Origin of the sequence: Methylobacterium isbiliense (assembly GCF_022179325.1) — a bacterium.
In the GTDB taxonomy this organism is placed as follows: Bacteria; Pseudomonadota; Alphaproteobacteria; order Rhizobiales; family Beijerinckiaceae; genus Methylobacterium; species Methylobacterium isbiliense.
Genome location: NZ_BPQQ01000042.1, coordinates 43,924 through 59,077, shown reverse-complemented (window position 1 = coordinate 59,077; position 15,154 = coordinate 43,924). Strand labels below are relative to the sequence as shown.

The following is a 15,154-nucleotide window of genomic DNA, read 5'->3' as shown; positions in this document are numbered from 1 at the left end:
GAGCGCTCTCAGCCGATATAGGGCCACGCCCGCAGCGGGCAGCTCGTCTCCGGCACGGGGGCGGGCTCGGCCGCTTCAGCCGGGCGGACCGCCGGCTCCGCGGCGGAGAGCACGGGCGCGAGCTGGCTCCAGCCGATCAAGACGGCGGCGGCGGCGATAATCCGGATGATGTTGAGCACGACCTCTATCCCGTGCGCGATCGCTGGTGACCGATGAAGGGCCGAGCTTAGGCCGGACTGGTTGCCAAGAGATTGGCCGGAGATCGGCCGAGCGATGGCGCCTCGCACACGGCACGCGGGAGGTGCAGAATCGCCACGGTGCGACTCGCCGGGCGGCCGCGTGCCGCTATGTCCTCTCGCCTCGACGGAGGAGACGCAACATGGCGACCAAAGCACGGCGGCGACCATCGTGGAAGAAGCACACGCGCCGGCCGAAGCCCGAGGCGAAGCCGCTCACCCGGAAGATCGCCGATGCGGCGGCGGACGTCGCCGGCAAGGCCCGGGATGCGATCCGCAGCACGGTGGAGAAGGTGACGGGCTAACCCGGGGCGGTCACACCCCGTAGGTCACGCCGGTGAGGTCCTCGGACAGGTCCCACAGCCTCCGGGCGGCGTCCCGGTCGCCGGCCTGGGGCGCGATCCTGGCGATGCCGGGCGCGCCCCGCGCCTCCCAGACCCCGTCCGGGCCGTAATAGCGCCCGCCCTCGGCCTCCGGCGCGGTCGCGGCGAAGAGGAGCGGCAGGGCGCCCTGCGCGGCGCTCTGGCCGATGAGGCCGAAGATGGCGTGGCCGGCCATGCGCGCGAGCGCGCCGGCCCGGTCGCCACGCCGGACGATGTCGGTGCGGGCGATGCCGGGATGGGCCGGCACCGACCGGATCGGCGAGCCGGCCCCGCGCAGCCTGCGGTCGAGTTCGAGCCCGAACATCAGCATGGCGAGCTTCGATTGCCGATAGGCGCCCTGGGCCGAGTAGGCATGGCGCAGCTGCAAGTCGTCGAAGTGGAGGCGGGCCGAGCGGTGGGCGATGCTCGCCACCGGCACGATCCGGGTGGCGGCGGATTGCACCAGCGCGGGCAGCAGCAGGCCGGTCAGGGCGAAATGGCCGAGATAGTTGGTGGCGAGCTGCCGCTCGAACCCGTCCGCGCTCTCCTCGCGGCGCGGCACCGAGGCGATGCCGGCGTTGAGCAGCAGCACGTCGACCGGCCGGCGCTTCTCGTGCCAGCGCGCCGCGAACTCCCGGACCGAGGCGAGGCGCGCGGTGTCGAGGGCGCGGAACTCCACCGCGGCGGCCGGATGCGCCTGGCGGATCGCCGCCATCGCGCGGTCGGCCCGGGCGGCATCGCGGGCGGCCAGCACGACCCGGGCGCCCGCCCGCGCGAGCGCCAGCGCCGCCTCGTAGCCGAGGCCGCTCGTGGCGCCGGTGACGATGGCGAGCCGGCCGGCCTGCGGCGGGATCCGGTCGGTGGTCCATGCGGAGGCGGGCATGGGCGAACAAACCCGCAGGCCCGCGGGGCGTTCCCGGCGCGGCGCACCCGGCCTCAGATCTCGTACATCAGGCCCGGCTCACCGACGGCCGGAGCCGGCCGGCGGACGAACAGGTCGGGCCGGTGGCGCGGCCCGGACGGGCAGATGACGCAACGGCGCGTCATGCGGTCGTAGAGACGCTTCACCGTCGCGCTGGCGGTGGCCACGAACAGGAACGGCAGCAGGGCGTGCACGAAGGCCGCCAGGGCCGCGCCGAGCAGCGGCACCGCGTAGCTCAGCGAGGCGCGCATGTGCTGCGTGTAGGTCTCGCCGAGCGAGGCGGGATGCTCGGTGAAGAGGTGCGTGAGCCGCATGGTCGATTCTCCGCAGTCCAGCTTGGATTCATCATCGGTGAAGCGAATACAAGGCCAATTTGGCTCATGCGGTGTGAAATCTTACGCCGCCGGGAGCACGCGGCCCGGCACCGCGGCGCGGTGGCGGGCCGGCGCATCGGCAGGAGTCTCAGCCCCGCTGCACCTTGGCGAAGCGCTTGAGCAGCCGCTCGCGCCGCAGGCGCGACAGGCGGTCGGTCCAGAACACGCCATCGAGCTGGTCGATCTCGTGCTGCAGGCAGGCGGCGAGGAAGCCGCCCGCCTCGGTCTCCCGGGCCGAGCCGTCGAGATCCTGGTAGCGCACCCGCACCCGGGCGGGCCGCTCCACCTCCTCGTCCACGCCCGGCATCGCCACGCTGCCCTCGCGGTGGCGGGCGGTCTCGGGCGACGCCCAGACCACCTCCGGGTTGAGGTAGGTCACCGGCGCCGCGTCCAGCGCCGGGTGGATCACCGCGAGGCGGATCGCCCGGCCGACATGGGGGCCGGTGAGGCCGATGGCCTGGACGGCGGTGAGGGTCTCGTGCAGATCGCGGGCGAACTCCGCCGTCGCGGCGTCGGCGGCCGAGGGCGGCACCGGCCGGTGCAGGCGCGGATCGGGGTAGCGCAGGAGGGCGAGCGCCGGCACCGCCCGCCTCAGCGCGTGCGCCAGTCGGACGGCCACATCCCGGACCGCTCGACCCCGACCACGAGGATCACCACGGCGAGCGTGATCGCGATCACCACCAGGATGTTGCGCCCCGGCACCCCGCGCGCGACGAGGAACAGCACGAGGAGGAGCGAGACGACGGAGATGGCGAGGTCCATGAGGGGCTCCCTGGCGGCGCGGTCGCGCGCGGGCGGCGATGGTCAGCGCTGCGGCGGTGCGATGCCCGACGGCCGCAGCGCGGCGAGGACGCGGCGCAGCCGCAGCCGCCAGGGATCGCGCCCGGTGCGGGCGAGGTCCCGGCCGCAGGCCCGGGCGGTCTCGGGGCCGAACTGAAAGGCGATCTCGGTCGACTCGGCGATGCGCAGGGCGAGGGCCGGCCTCTGCGGCGCCACTTCGCCGGCCGTCCAGCCGAGCACCGGAAAGAAGCAGTTCTCCACCACGGTGCCGGGCTCGACCGGATGCGCCACATCCGCGCAGACCGAGGCGGTGGCCAGAAGGGCGAGCCCGAGTTCCGAGGCTTCCGCGGCGCTGAGGCGGACCGGGTAGTCCCGCGGGCCGAAGCGCACCACGAGGTCGAGGGCGTCGGTGCCCGCGGCCACCACCGTGAAGCGCACGTCCGCCGGGGGAGCAACCTGCGATCCCATGGGGGAGCAGCCTTCCGCGCGCTGGCCGACGCGTCCGCCGGCCGGACCACCTTGCGGACGCATAGCGCCGCGCTTGCCCCAGACGCAACCCCGGGCTCAACGCCCGGGTGCGGCGGGGACGTTCGCGGCCTGCCGCCCGTCCGCCGCGCGGGTGCCCACGCGCTGTCCCTGGCGCAGCAGCTCAATATGCGAGGTGGCGACGCGGGCGCCTGGCTTGAGGCCGCGCAGGATCGCGGTCTGCTCGCCGTAGGCATCGCCGGTCTCGACCGGCGTCATGGCGACCGTGCCGTCCTCGCCCACCGTCCAGACGATGCGCTGGTCGAGCTGCGAGGAGAGCGCGATGGTCGGCACGAGCAGCTTCTCCTCCTGCCCGACATGCACGCGGGTGCGCACGAACGCGCCGGGCAGGAAGCGCTCATCCGCGTTCTCCAGCCGCGCCCGCACGAGGCGGCGCGCGGTACGCGGATCGAATCGGTTGTCGAGCCGGTAGATCTCCGCCCGCCGCTCGGGCTCGGAGGCGCCGCTGGTCACCCCGATGGAGGCCGTTCCGGCCTGCATCGCGCGGCGCACGGCCTCGGAATCCTCCGCCGACAGCGCGACCTGTACCTCGATCGGCTCGATCTGCACCACGCTCACGAGTTGCGTGGCGTTCTCGGTGACGAGGTCGCCGAGATTGACCTCGGACAGGCTGGAGCGCCCGTCGAAGGGGGCGCGGATCACCGCGTATTCGAGATTGAGCTTCTGGCGGGCGATGGCGGCCTCCGCCTCCTGCACCCGGCTGCGGGCGACCGCGCGGTTGCTCTCCAGCTGCTGGTAGCGCTGCTCGGAGGCGAAGCCCTTCTCGGCCAGGGTCTCGGTGCGCTGCACCTCCACCTCCGCGAAGGAGAGCTGCGCCTGGGCCTGCTCGCGCTGGGCCTCCGCGGTTCTCAGCGCGACCTCGAAGGGACGGGGATCGATGCGGAACAGCACCTGCCCCTTCCGGACCGGCCCGCCCGGCTCGAAGGGCCGCTCCACCACCACCCCGGTCACCCGGGGCTGGAGCGCCGCGTCGCTGTTGGAGACGATCACCCCCGTGTAGGAGAAGGCGATGGGCACCGTCTCGGTGCGGGCCTGCGCCACCGTCACGTCGAATTCGGGCCTGGCCGCGTTCCCGGCGGTGTCCTTGGCAGCCTCCTTGCCCGGTTCCTGGCCCGGCTCCTGGCCCGCCGGACGGGCGCCGAGCCAGCCGGCCACCGCGGCCGGCAGCGCCGCGCGCAGGCCCTCCGGCAGCGGGCGGCCGGCCAGGAGCCACAGGCCGGCGCCGGCCAGCACGAGGCCGAGCCCAGCGAGCCCGGCACGAATCCATGAACGCACGCGGTATCTCCCCGACGAGGGCAGCAGAGGAAGGGGCGCAAGGCCCGCCGGCCGGCCAGCCGCCGCCCCTTGGGGAACTCGCCCGGGGGCGAGACGTTGCACGGCCTTGTTGGCCCACACCTCAATTGCGCGCGAGTTCATCCGCTGGCTGCGCGCGGGAACGCCGAGGCCGGGATGTTCGCCTATTTCGTCGACCGCCCCGTCCTGGCGGGCGTGATCTCCGTGCTGATCACGCTGATCGGCGGCGTCGCCGGCCTCGCCCTGCCCATCGCCCAGTTTCCCGAGATCGCGCCGCCGATCATCAACGTCCAGGCGACCTATCCGGGCGCCACCGCGCAGCAGGCCTACGAGGCGATCGCGATCCCGCTGGAGCAGGAGATCAACGGCGCCCAGAGCCTTCTCTACATCAGCTCCACCAGCAACTCCGACGGCAGCGTCAACCTCGACGCCACCTTCGAGGTCGGCTCCGACCTCAACGCCGCCGCCGCCGAGGTGCTGACGCGCGCCCAGCGCGCCGAATCCCGCCTGCCCGAGGCCGTGCGCGCCCAGGGGCTGGAGATCACCAAGAGCACGCGTCAGCGCCTGGGCAACGTGGTGCTCTACAGCGACACCGACACGTACGACGAACTCTTCCTGTCCAACTGGGCCGAGACCCAGGTGATCAAACCGCTGCGGCGGGTGACCGGCATGGGCCGGATCGTGAACTTCTCCAACAAGCGCTACGCCATGCGCATCTGGCTCGACCCGGCCCGCATGGAGGCGCTCGGCATCGCGCCGAGCGCGATCACGGCGGCGATCGAGCAGCAGAACGCGCAAATCACGGTCGGCTCGCTCGGCCGCGAGCCGGTCGAGGCCGCGCCGGCCTTCGAATTGCAGATCGTCACCAAGGGCCGCCTCACCGAGGCGCGGGAATTCGCCGACATCGTGATCCGCGCCAACCCGGACGGGTCGGTGGTGCGCGTGCGCGACGTGGGACGGGTGGAGCTCGGCTCCGAGCAGTACGGCAGCCGCTCGACCTTCGACAACAAGCCCGCCGCCTCGCTGGGCCTGTTCCAGAACCCGGAGGCCAATGCCGTCGAGGTCATGCGGGGCGTGCACGCCACCATGGCCGACCTCGCCCAGCGGTTTCCCCCGGGGCTGAAGTACAAGGTCGCCCTCGACCGCACCGACTTCGTCCGCGCGGCGATCCACGAGGTCTACAAGACGCTGTTCGAGGCGATCCTGCTCGTGGTGATCGTCACCTACGTCTTCCTCCAGAACTGGCGGGCGACGCTGATCCCGGCCATCGCCGTGCCGGTGGCGCTGGTGGGCACCTTCGGGCCGATGGCGGCGCTCGGCTTCTCGCTCAACACCCTGAGCCTGCTCGGGCTCGTCCTGGCGGTGGGCCTCGTGGTCGACGACGCCATCATCGTGGTGGAGAACACCGAGCGGCTGATGCGCGAGGGCCGGCCGCCGCGCGAGGCGGCCCGCGAGGCGGTGAACGAGGTCGCCGGCCCGGTCATCGCCACCACCCTGGTGCTCGCCGCGCTGTTCGTGCCGGTGGCCTTCATCCCCGGCCTCACCGGCCAGCTCTACAACCAGTTCGCGCTCACCATCGCGATCTCGGTGCTGATCTCGGCCGTGGTGTCGCTGACCCTGACCCCGGCGCTGTGCGCGCTCCTGCTCAAGCCGGGCCACGGCGACGACCGGGCCCGCTGGCGCGCGCCCCTGCGCTGGTTCAACCGCGTCCTCGACCGCGGCGCGCAGGCTGCGGCCTCCTCCACGGCGGCGCTGTCGCGGCGCTTCGCCGTTACGGCGCTGGTCTTCCTGGGCTTCGCCGGCCTCACCGTCTGGCTCGTCTGGCAGCGCCCCACCGCCTTCGTGCCGCAGGAGGACCAGGGCTACTTCTTCGCCGACATCGCGATGCCCAAGGGCGCCTCGGTCGCGCGCACCGCCGAGATGGTGCGCAAGGTCGGCGAGGCGGTGCTGGAGAATCCGGCCGCCTCGAACACGATCGGGGTCGCGGGCCGCGGCATCCTGGCGGACGTCACCGCCCCCTTCTACGGCTTCCAGATCCCGACCCTGAAGCCCTGGGACGCGCGCGAGGCCACGGTCACGGACGTGATCGCGGCGCTGCGCCGCCAGTTCAGGAACCACCCGGACGGGGTGCTGCGCATCGTCGACCCCTCGCCGCTGCCGGGGCTCGGCAACCGCGGCGGCCTCACGGTGGAACTGCAGGACCGCAGCGGCGAGGGGGGCCTGCGCCTGGCCCGCACGGCCGACGCCTTCATCGCGAAACTGAAGGAGCTGCCGGAGATCGGCGGGGCCACCGCCACGACGAGCTACGGCGTGCCGCAGCTGCGCCTCGACATCGACCGGGCCAAGGCCGAGCAGCTTGGCGTGAGCCTGCAGAGCCTGTTCGACGCGCTCGGCACCTATGTCGGCTCGTCCTTCGTCAACCTCTTCAACCGCTTCGGCTTCGTCTACCAGGTCTACGTCCAGAGCGAGGCGCAGGGGCGGCGCACCCTCGACGACCTCCAGCGGCTGACCGTGCCGAACAACCGCGGCGAGCCGGTGCAGATCGGCTCCCTCGTCACCGCCCGGTTCGTCAGCGGGCCGACGGCCGTCCTGTCCTACAACACCTACCCGGCGATCGAGATCGCGGTGGAGACCGCCGACTCGGCGAGTTCGGGGGCGGCCATCGCGGCGGTGGAGAGGCTCGCCGACACGGCGCTGCCCACCGACTTCGCGGTGGAATGGACCGAGGTCGCCTACCAGGAAAAGATCGCGGGCGGCTGGGCGCCGCTGATCTTCACCCTCGGCGTGGTGATGATCGTGCTCCTGCTCGCCGGCCAGTACGAGAGCCTGCGGCTGCCCTTCGTGGTGGTGCTGGCAACGCCCCTGGCCGTGTTTGGCGCCGTCGGCGCGCTCGCGCTGCGCGACCTGCCCCTCGACATCTTCGGGCAGATCGGCCTGCTGCTTCTGGTCGGGCTCGCGGCCAAGAACGCGATCCTCCTCGTCGCCTTCGCCAAGGAGCGGCGCGAGGCGGGCGAGGAGGCGCTGCAGGCGGCGCAGGACGCCGTGCGGCTGCGCATCCGCCCGATCCTGATGACCTCCTTCGCCTTCATCCTCGGCGCGGTGCCCCTCGCCATCGCCAGCGGGGCCGGCGCCAACGCGCGCATCTCCATCGGCACGGTGGTGATCGGCGGCCTCGTGGTGGCGACCGTGCTGACGCTCCTGGTCACCCCGGTCTTCTACGTCGCGGCCGAGCGGCTGGGATTCCGGCGCCGGCGCGCCGCGCCGCAGGAGGTGCAGAAGGAGGCGCCGCAGCCGGCGGAATGAGCTACCGCGGGGCCGTCGCGACCGCGATGTCGTAGTGCAGAACCTCCTCGCGGGTGCCGAGCGATTCGTAGAGCGCGATGGCCGGATCGTCGCCGTGATCGGCCTGGACGAACACCGCCCAGGCGCCGCGCTCCGCCGCGATCGCGCGCAGGCGGGTGATGAGCGCGGTGGCGATGCCCCGCCGCCGGTGCTCCTGCGCGACGGCGAGGTCGTAGAGGTAGACCTCGCGCCGTGCCCGCTCGAGCTTGTCGAGTTCGTAGGCGACGAGCCCGCCCGCCACCGCCTCGCCCGCGAGCGCCACCAGCACGACGATGTGCTCCCGGCCGAGCAGCCCCTCCAGGTAGGCGTCGTCCGGCGGCGCCGCACCGTAGGTTTCGGGCTCCGCGAAGGCCGTCCCGAACAGCGCGTTCAGGGCGCGGGCCGGGGCGAGGTCGGCGGGGCCGAGGCGGCGCAGGGTGACGGGGGGTGCGGACATGGCGTGGGCCTCGACCTGACACGGGGGCGCCTTCGGCCGGAGCGGCCGCGCGGGTCCATCCTTCCCGCCCGGTTTGGCGTGCGGATGGCAAGCGCGCGCAGCAACCCCTCTCCCGTCCGGGCTGGCAAATGCACAGTTCGGGTCCTGCGGGTGTCTCCTCTCCCCGCACGCGGGGAGAGGAGACGTCTGCGCCTCATGCGGCGAGGTGGAGGGCACGGCCGAGCCGGAGGCCGCCTCCGCACGCGCGCCTTCAGGCCGCCCGGCTCTCGAAATCGATCCGCGGGTCGATCCAGCTGTAGGTCAGGTCGGAGATCAGGTTCACCACCAGCCCGACCAGCGAGAAGATGTAGAGGTTGGCGAACACCACCGGGTAGTCGCGGTTCACGATCGACTCGAACGACAACAGGCCGAGGCCATCGAGGGAGAAGATGGTCTCGATCAGCAGCGAGCCGGCGAAGAAGGCCGAGATGAAGGCGCCCGGAAACCCCGCCACCACGATCAGCATGGCGTTGCGGAAGACGTGGCCGTAGAGCACTTGGCGCTCCGAGAGGCCCTTCATGCGCGCGGTGAGCACGTATTGCTTGCGGATCTCGTCGAGGAAGGAGTTCTTGGTGAGCAGCGTCGAGGTCGCGAAGGCGCCGAGCGCCATCGCGGTGATCGGCAGCGTGATGTGCCAGACGTAGTCCGTGACCTTGTGCCAGAGCGAGAAGCTCTCCCAGCCCTCGCTGGTGAGGCCGCGCAGCGGGAAGATCTGCACGAAGGAGCCGCCCGCGAACAGCACGATCAGCAGGATGGCGAACAGGAAGCTCGGGATCGCGTAGCCGATGATGACCACCCCCGAGGTCCAGACGTCGAAGGACGATCCGTCCCGCACCGCCTTGCGGATGCCGAGCGGGATCGAGATCGCGTAGGAGATCAGCGTCATCCACAAGCCCAGCGTGATCGACACCGGCAGCTTCTCGCGGATCAGCTGCAACACCGAGACGTCGCGAAAATAGCTCTTGCCGAAGTCGAACCGGGCGTAATCCCAGATCATCTTGGCGAAGCGCTCGTGGGCGGGCTTGTCGAAGCCGAATTGCTGCTCCAGCCGCTTGATGAAGGCGGGATCGAGTCCTTGCGCGCCGCGGTAGCGGGAATTGGTCTCGCCGCCGCGGGGCGCGGCTTGGCCGCCGCCGAGGTCCCCTCCCCCGCCGGTCACGCGCGACATCGCGGAGTTCTGGCCCTGGAGCTGGGCGAGCACCCGCTCGACGGGGCCGCCCGGGGCGAACTGCACGATCACGAAGGAGATCAGCATGATCCCGAGGATGGTCGGGATCATCAGCAGGAGCCGGCGCAGGATGTAGTGGGCCATCGTGTCCTATCCGCGCCCGATCCGCCGCGCCTTGGCGGCGTCGTGCCACCACAGGGCCGGGGCGCCAAGCCCGTATTTCGGCAAGGCGGCCGGGCGGCCGTAGATGTCCCACAGGGCGAGCCGGTGGGTGCCCGAATACCACATCGGCACCCAGTAGCGGCCCGCGCGCAGGCAGCGGTCCAGGGCCTTGCAGGCGACCGTGAGGTCCTCGCGGCTCGTCGCATCGGCGATGCGGTCGAGCATGGCATCGACGGCCGGATCGCCGATGCCGGCGAGGTTCTGCGAGCCCGGGGTGGCGGCGCTGCGGCTGCCGTAGACCTCCCGCAGGGCCGCGCCCGGCGTGACCGAGCCGCCGAAGCGCGCGGCCACCACGTCGAAGTCGAAATCCTTGAGCCGCGACTGGTACTGCGCCGGATCGACGATGCGGGACGAGGCCCGGATGCCCAGGAGCGAGAGGTTCTTGATGAAGGGCTGGACGTGCGGCTGGAACACCGGCGTCGAGTCGAGGAACTCGAAGGCGAGCGGCTGGCCGCCGGGCAGCCGGAGCTGGCCGCCCTCGCGGGTGCAGCCGGCCTCGCGCAGGAGCGTGTCCGCCCGGCGCAGCAGGCTGCGGTCCTGGCCCGAGCCGTCCGAGCGCGGCGGCACCCAGGGCTGGCCGAACACCTCGTCCGGCACCTTGCCGCGGAAGGGGTCGAGGAGCGCCAGTTCCGCTGCGGAAGGCATTCCCTCCGCCTTCAGGTCCGAGTTCTCGAAGAACGAGGCCGTGCGCGTATAGGCGCCGTACATCAGGTTCTGGTTCGTCCACTCGAAGTCGAAGGCGAGCCCGATCGCCTCGCGGATCCGGGGGTCCTTGAAGACCGGACGGCGCAGGTTGAACCACCAGCCCTGCGTGCCCGAGGGGGTCGCGTCCGGCACCGTCTCGCGCCTGACCCGCCCCTCGGTGGCGGCCGGGAAGTCGTAACCCGTTGCCCAGACCCGGGCGGTGAATTCCTCGCGCCACGTGAAGGCACCGGCCTTGAACGCCTCGAACGCGACGTCGCGATCGCGGAAGTACTCGTAGCGGATCTCGTCGAAGTTGTTCTGGCCGGCATTCACCGCGAGGTCCGCGCCCCAGTAGTCGCGCACCCGCTCGAAGGCGATGAAGCGGCCGACCTCGAAGCGCCCGACCTGATAGGGGCCGGAGCCGAGCGGCGCTTCGAGGGTCGAGGCCTCGAAGTCCCGGGTGCGGTAATAGGCCTCCGAGAAGACCGGCAGTTCGGCGACGATCAGGGGCAGGTCGCGGCTGCGGCCGGGCGCGAAGGTGACGGTGACGGCCTCGTCCCCCTCCGGCACCGCCTCGGCGACGTCGCGCAGCACCTGCGCGATGCGCGGATGGCCCTTCTCCTTGAGAATCCTGATCGAGAAGGCGGCGTCCCGGGCGGTGAGGCGCGAGCCGTCGTGGAAGCGCGCCTGTGGGCGTAAGGAGAAGCGGTAGGCGAGCCCGTCCGGGCTGATGCGCACCGAGCGGGCGATGAGGCCGTAGAGGGCGTCCGGCTCGTCGAGCGCCCGGGTCATCAGGCTGTCGAAGGTCAGGTCGAGGCCGGCGGCGCCGTCGCCCTTCAGCACGTAGATGTTGAGCGTGTTGAAGGTCTCGAACGACTGATTGCCGGTGGTGGTGGCGATCTGCGTCGAAAAGGTGCCGCCCTTCGGCGCCATCGGCTCGACGTAGTCGAAGCGGGCAAAGCCCGCCGGGTACTTCAGGTCGCCGAAGCTCGACAGGCCGTGCCGCTCCTCCCCGGAGGCCCGCGCGGCGCCGGGCCGCCCGAGGGGCAGCGCGGCGGCGGCAGCGCCGGCGAGCAGCGCGCGGCGGGTGGGGCGCCGGCTCATCGGGCGACCCCGGTCTTGGCGGCGAGCGCCTCGTCGTACCACCACGTCCAGGGGAAGCCCGAGCCGCCGTATTGCGGCAGGGTCGAGGGCCGCGCGAAGCGGTTCCAGCGCAGCGTCCGGCTCACTCCCGAGGCCCATTGCGGCACCACGTAATCGTGGGCGAGGAGCACCCGGTCGAGCGCCCGCGTCGCGGCCACGAGCTCCGCCCGGTCGCCCGCGAAGATCACCTTCTCGATCAGGGCATCCACCCCCGCATCCTTGATCCCCGCGAGATTGCGCGAGCCCGGCCGGTCGGCGGCGGCCGAGCCCCAGAAGTCGCGCTGCTCGTTTCCCGGCGAGAGCGATTCCGCCCAGGAATTCAGCGCCAGCGCCTCGAATTCGAAGCTGCGCACGAGGTTCTGGTACTGGGCCGGATCGACCACCCGCAGGGTGACGCGGATGCCGAGGCGTTCGAGCTGGGCGCGGTAGGGCAGCACCACCCGCTCGGCGGCGTTGTCGTAGCCGAGGAACTCGATCGTGAGGGGCTGGCCGGCGGCATCGACCATCTGGCCGCCCTTCTGGCTGTAGCCGGCCTCCTGGAGCAGCCGCACCGCCTCGCGCAGGTTGGCGCGCAGCGCCTCGGGGCTGCCGTTGACGGGGTTGCGGTAGGGCTCGGTGAAGACGCGCGCGGGAATCTTGTCCTTCACGCTCTCGAGGATCTCGCGCTCGCGCCCCTCGGGCAGGCCGGAGGAGGCGAGTTCGGTGCCGAAGAAATAGGAATCGACCCGCTTGTAGAGCCCGTAGAACAGGGTGCGGTTCATCTCCTCGAAGTCGAAGGCGAGGTTGAGCGCCCGGCGCACCCGCGGGTCGGCGAATTTCTGGCGGCGCAGGTTGAGGGTGAAGGCCTGCATGATGCCGCTGCCGCGCGAGGGAAACTCCTCCTTGAGGATCCGCCCCTCCCGCACGGCCGGGAAACCGTCGTAGGCGGTGGCCCAGTTGCGGGCGATGTTCTCGGTGCGCCAGTCGAACTGGTCGGCCTTGAACGCCTCGATCAGCACCGTGGCGTCGCGGTAGTACTCGTCGCGCAGCGTGTCGAAGTTGTAGCGGCCCTTGTTCACCGGGATGTCGCGGCCCCAGTAATCCGGCACGCGCTCGTAGGTGACGCTGCGCCCGGCCTCGAAGCGGGCGATGCGGTAGGGGCCGGAGCCCAGCGGCGGCTCCAGGGTCGTCTCGGTCGGGTTGCGGGGCCGCCCGCTCGCGTCCTTGCCCTCCCACCAGTGCTTGGGCAGCACCGGCATTTGCCCGACGATCTGCGGCAATTCCCGGTTGCCGGTCTCCGAGAAGGTGAAGCGCACCTCGCGCTCGCCCAGGGCCTCGGCCTTCGTCACGTTCTGATAGTAGAACGCGTATTGCGGGCTGTTGGCCTTCAGAACCCCGAACGAGAACACCACGTCTGCGGGCGTCAGCGGCGCCCCGTCGTGCCACTTGGTCCCGGGGCGCAGCCGGTAGGTGACGCTGCCGAGATCCTCGGCCACCTGCACGCCCTCGGCCAGGAGGCCGTAGGAGGTGAAGGGCTCGTCGCCCGCCTCGGTCATCAGCGTGTCGTAGACGAGCGGGACCTGGCTCTCGAGGTCCCCCTTCACGCCCGCGACCACGAGGTTGAAGTTGTCGAACGAGCCCTGGAAGCCGAGGCGCAGCAGGCCGCGCTTCGGCGCGTCCGGAGCCGCGTAGTCGAAATGGGTGAAATCGGCCGGGTATTTCGGGCTGCCGAGCAGCGACAGGCCGTGGCGCCAGGGTGCATCGGCGGCCCCGGCGGGGCCTGCGGCGAGGCACAGGAGGGCGAGGGCGGCGAGGCGACGTGCGATCAAGCGAGCAGATCCTCCGGCTGGCCGGCGCGAGGGCCGGTCTCGTCGTGGGTTCGCCCCTGTTGTAGGTCTGGCCGGTCCGATCCGCCAACCGGACCGAAGCGCACCCCCCGCCCCGCAGACCCTCTCCGGGTCGGGCGCAGGCCACCCCCTCGTCCCGGGTGTCGCCTTTGGGCCGTTGCGGGGATGATGTAGGCTCGTCGGGACGGAGGGCCTCATGGCCGACGCCGCCCACCAGCCTCATCCCCTGACCATCGCCGATTACGACCGGTTCGTGGAGGCGCAGCACGACGACCGCGAGTGGCAACTCGTGGAGGGCGGGCTCGTGATGATGGGCCGTCCGACCGAGAACCACGAGCAGATCGCGGGCAATGTCGGTGCGCCGCTGAAGCTTGCGGATGGATGCCGCGGGCTGCCGGAGCTACCAGGGCGGCTTGCGCGTCCAGCGCTCCAGCGACAGCCGCGGCAAGGACAAGTCGAAGCCCGATATCGTGGTCCGGTGCGGACCACGGCAGAACCAGACCTACGTCACCGATCCTCTCGTCGTGGTCGAGGTGCTGTCGCCCTCGACGATGGACCACGACAGGGGCGGGAAGCTCAAGTTCTACAAATCCTTGCCGACGCTCCGCCACATCGCCCTGGTCTACCAGGACCAGATGCGGGTCGAACACTACGAGCGGACGGAGGAGGGCTGGCGCCTCGACGTCCTCGTCTCGCCGTCCACGGTCCTGCGATTCGATGCGGTCGATTTCGAGATCGAGCTCGACCGCATCGACTTCGACGTGGCGGTACTCCGGCCGATCATGGACACCGGCTACACGCGCTGAAGCCGGTCCGGCCAGCGACGCTCGATGGGACGGTACGACCCGGCCGGCACCCTTACGTGCGGGGCGGCGCCAGACGCAGAGAGCGCCGGCACGGGGCCCGGCGCTCTCCTCACGGTAGATGGTGCCGGCGGATGGTCCGCGGCAACCCGGATCAGTTCAGCACGACGACCTTGGCGCCGACCCTGACGCGCTCGTAGAGGTCGGTGACGTCCTCGTTGGTCATGCGGATGCAGCCCGACGACACCGCCTGCCCGATCGTGTCCGGCTCGTTGGAGCCGTGGATGCGGTAGAGCGTGCCGCCGATATACATCGCGCGGGCGCCGAGCGGGTTGTCGACGCCGCCGGCCATGTAGCGCGGCAGGTCGGGGCGGCGGGCCAGCATCTCCTTCGGGGGCGTCCAGGACGGCCACTCGCGCTTGGCCACCACGGTCTTGGTGCCCGACCACGTGAAGCCCGGGCGGCCGACGCCGACGCCGTAGCGGATCGCCATGCCGTCGCCGAGCACGTAGTAGAGCCGCCGCTCCGAGGTCGAGACCACGATGGTGCCGGGGGCGTAGCGGCCGGTGAAGGGCACGAGTTCGCGCGGGATGGGCGCGACCTGCGCCTGGGCCGTGCTGCCGGCGGCCTGACCTTGACCGTAATACCCGGGCGCGCCGTAGACCGGAGCGCCGTAGGGCCGGCTCGCGTAGTAGTCTTCGCCGGGGTTGACGTCGAAGGGGTCGTAGGGCGCGGCCTTGACCGGGGCCGAGGCGAGCACGCATGCACCGAGAACGCCCGCGAGGGCGGCAGTGAAGATCTTCATGGCCGGATGCCTTACCTCAGCAATTACCTTTGCAGTTAAGAATGTCGCTCCGCCACTTTGGTTCCGCAAAATCGCCACGCTTTGTGCTGCGGCGAACAACGGAGGCGCCGGAACGGTTCACGACTGCTTGACCGGTCCGCGCGGATGCTGCCGTGCGCGGGCACACCTTGGCC

At 71.5% G+C, this 15,154-nt stretch carries 15 protein-coding genes; 3 read left to right on the top strand and 12 right to left on the bottom strand.

Features of this window, described 5'->3' with window-relative positions; translation table 11 throughout:
• Window positions 1-8: 8 nt before the first annotated feature.
• A complete protein-coding gene (locus MFF61_RS18510) occupies window positions 9-179 on the bottom strand; it encodes a hypothetical protein (RefSeq protein WP_238236856.1) in 171 nt (56 codons plus the stop codon).
• Between the two features lie 200 nt (window positions 180-379).
• Here MFF61_RS18510 and MFF61_RS18505 point away from each other — a divergent pair, with 200 nt between their 5' ends.
• Window positions 380-541: a hypothetical protein gene (locus tag MFF61_RS18505; protein WP_238236855.1), complete on the top strand. Its 162-nt coding sequence runs from the start codon at window positions 380-382 to the stop codon at window positions 539-541.
• 10 nt (window positions 542-551) lie between these two features.
• On the opposite strand, the gene MFF61_RS18500 is transcribed toward MFF61_RS18505, so the two are convergent.
• The 6 genes from MFF61_RS18500 to MFF61_RS18475 all read right to left on the bottom strand — a co-directional run bounded on the left by MFF61_RS18500 (window position 552) and on the right by MFF61_RS18475 (window position 4,495).
• Window positions 552-1,481, bottom strand: coding sequence for an oxidoreductase (locus tag MFF61_RS18500; protein ID WP_238236854.1), 930 nt, complete (start codon window positions 1,479-1,481; stop codon window positions 552-554).
• A gap of 53 nt (window positions 1,482-1,534) precedes the next feature.
• Window positions 1,535-1,834 (bottom strand): DUF6356 family protein, encoded by a 300-nt coding sequence (locus MFF61_RS18495; protein WP_238236853.1) that lies wholly within the window; start codon window positions 1,832-1,834, stop codon window positions 1,535-1,537.
• A 148-nt stretch (window positions 1,835-1,982) separates the two neighbouring features.
• Complete coding sequence (locus MFF61_RS18490) at window positions 1,983-2,477, bottom strand: peptide deformylase (protein ID WP_238236852.1); 495 nt, start codon at window positions 2,475-2,477, stop codon at window positions 1,983-1,985.
• 8 nt (window positions 2,478-2,485) lie between these two features.
• Window positions 2,486-2,656, bottom strand: coding sequence for a hypothetical protein (locus MFF61_RS18485; protein WP_238236851.1), 171 nt, complete (start codon window positions 2,654-2,656; stop codon window positions 2,486-2,488).
• Window positions 2,657-2,698: 42 nt separating this feature from the next.
• Window positions 2,699-3,142, bottom strand: a complete 444-nt coding sequence (locus tag MFF61_RS18480) for a hypothetical protein (protein ID WP_238236849.1) — start codon at window positions 3,140-3,142, stop codon at window positions 2,699-2,701.
• A gap of 96 nt (window positions 3,143-3,238) precedes the next feature.
• A complete protein-coding gene (locus MFF61_RS18475) occupies window positions 3,239-4,495 on the bottom strand; it encodes an efflux RND transporter periplasmic adaptor subunit (protein ID WP_238236846.1) in 1,257 nt (418 codons plus the stop codon).
• 174 nt (window positions 4,496-4,669) lie between these two features.
• Here MFF61_RS18475 and MFF61_RS18470 point away from each other — a divergent pair, with 174 nt between their 5' ends.
• Window positions 4,670-7,816, top strand: coding sequence for an efflux RND transporter permease subunit (locus tag MFF61_RS18470; RefSeq protein ID WP_238236845.1), 3,147 nt, complete (start codon window positions 4,670-4,672; stop codon window positions 7,814-7,816).
• A gap of 1 nt (window position 7,817) precedes the next feature.
• On the opposite strand, the gene MFF61_RS18465 is transcribed toward MFF61_RS18470, so the two are convergent.
• The 4 genes from MFF61_RS18465 to MFF61_RS18450 all read right to left on the bottom strand — a co-directional run bounded on the left by MFF61_RS18465 (window position 7,818) and on the right by MFF61_RS18450 (window position 13,355).
• Window positions 7,818-8,291 carry an AAC(3)-I family aminoglycoside N-acetyltransferase gene (locus MFF61_RS18465; RefSeq protein ID WP_238236842.1) on the bottom strand — a complete coding sequence of 158 codons (474 nt, stop codon included), beginning with the start codon at window positions 8,289-8,291 and terminating at the stop codon, window positions 7,818-7,820.
• A 250-nt stretch (window positions 8,292-8,541) separates the two neighbouring features.
• Window positions 8,542-9,642: a microcin C ABC transporter permease YejB gene (locus tag MFF61_RS18460; RefSeq protein WP_238236840.1), complete on the bottom strand. Its 1,101-nt coding sequence runs from the start codon at window positions 9,640-9,642 to the stop codon at window positions 8,542-8,544.
• Between the two features lie 6 nt (window positions 9,643-9,648).
• Window positions 9,649-11,508 carry an extracellular solute-binding protein gene (locus MFF61_RS18455; protein WP_238236835.1) on the bottom strand — a complete coding sequence of 620 codons (1,860 nt, stop codon included), beginning with the start codon at window positions 11,506-11,508 and terminating at the stop codon, window positions 9,649-9,651.
• Window positions 11,505-13,355 carry an extracellular solute-binding protein gene (locus MFF61_RS18450; protein WP_238236834.1) on the bottom strand — a complete coding sequence of 617 codons (1,851 nt, stop codon included), beginning with the start codon at window positions 13,353-13,355 and terminating at the stop codon, window positions 11,505-11,507. The genes MFF61_RS18455 and MFF61_RS18450 overlap by 4 nt, the downstream gene beginning before the upstream one ends.
• A gap of 395 nt (window positions 13,356-13,750) precedes the next feature.
• On the opposite strand from MFF61_RS18450, the gene MFF61_RS18445 reads away from it, so the two are divergent.
• Window positions 13,751-14,179 carry a Uma2 family endonuclease gene (locus MFF61_RS18445; protein ID WP_238236833.1) on the top strand — a complete coding sequence of 143 codons (429 nt, stop codon included), beginning with the start codon at window positions 13,751-13,753 and terminating at the stop codon, window positions 14,177-14,179.
• Between the two features lie 151 nt (window positions 14,180-14,330).
• Here MFF61_RS18445 and MFF61_RS18440 read toward each other — a convergent pair whose 3' ends face one another.
• Window positions 14,331-14,981, bottom strand: a complete 651-nt coding sequence (locus tag MFF61_RS18440) for a L,D-transpeptidase (protein WP_238236832.1) — start codon at window positions 14,979-14,981, stop codon at window positions 14,331-14,333.
• Between the last annotated feature and the right edge of the window lie 173 nt (window positions 14,982-15,154).

Coding starts and splice junctions, on each gene's coding strand:
- MFF61_RS18505 (WP_238236855.1), top strand. CDS start 380: ATGGCGACCAAAGCACGGCGGCGACCATCGTGGAAGAAGCACACGCGC.
- MFF61_RS18500 (WP_238236854.1), bottom strand. CDS start 1,481: ATGCCCGCCTCCGCATGGACCACCGACCGGATCCCGCCGCAGGCCGGC.
- MFF61_RS18495 (WP_238236853.1), bottom strand. CDS start 1,834: ATGCGGCTCACGCACCTCTTCACCGAGCATCCCGCCTCGCTCGGCGAG.
- MFF61_RS18485 (WP_238236851.1), bottom strand. CDS start 2,656: ATGGACCTCGCCATCTCCGTCGTCTCGCTCCTCCTCGTGCTGTTCCTC.
- MFF61_RS18480 (WP_238236849.1), bottom strand. CDS start 3,142: ATGGGATCGCAGGTTGCTCCCCCGGCGGACGTGCGCTTCACGGTGGTG.
- MFF61_RS18470 (WP_238236845.1), top strand. CDS start 4,670: ATGTTCGCCTATTTCGTCGACCGCCCCGTCCTGGCGGGCGTGATCTCC.
- MFF61_RS18465 (WP_238236842.1), bottom strand. CDS start 8,291: ATGTCCGCACCCCCCGTCACCCTGCGCCGCCTCGGCCCCGCCGACCTC.
- MFF61_RS18460 (WP_238236840.1), bottom strand. CDS start 9,642: ATGGCCCACTACATCCTGCGCCGGCTCCTGCTGATGATCCCGACCATC.
- MFF61_RS18455 (WP_238236835.1), bottom strand. CDS start 11,508: ATGAGCCGGCGCCCCACCCGCCGCGCGCTGCTCGCCGGCGCTGCCGCC.
- MFF61_RS18445 (WP_238236833.1), top strand. CDS start 13,751: ATGGATGCCGCGGGCTGCCGGAGCTACCAGGGCGGCTTGCGCGTCCAG.
- MFF61_RS18440 (WP_238236832.1), bottom strand. CDS start 14,981: ATGAAGATCTTCACTGCCGCCCTCGCGGGCGTTCTCGGTGCATGCGTG.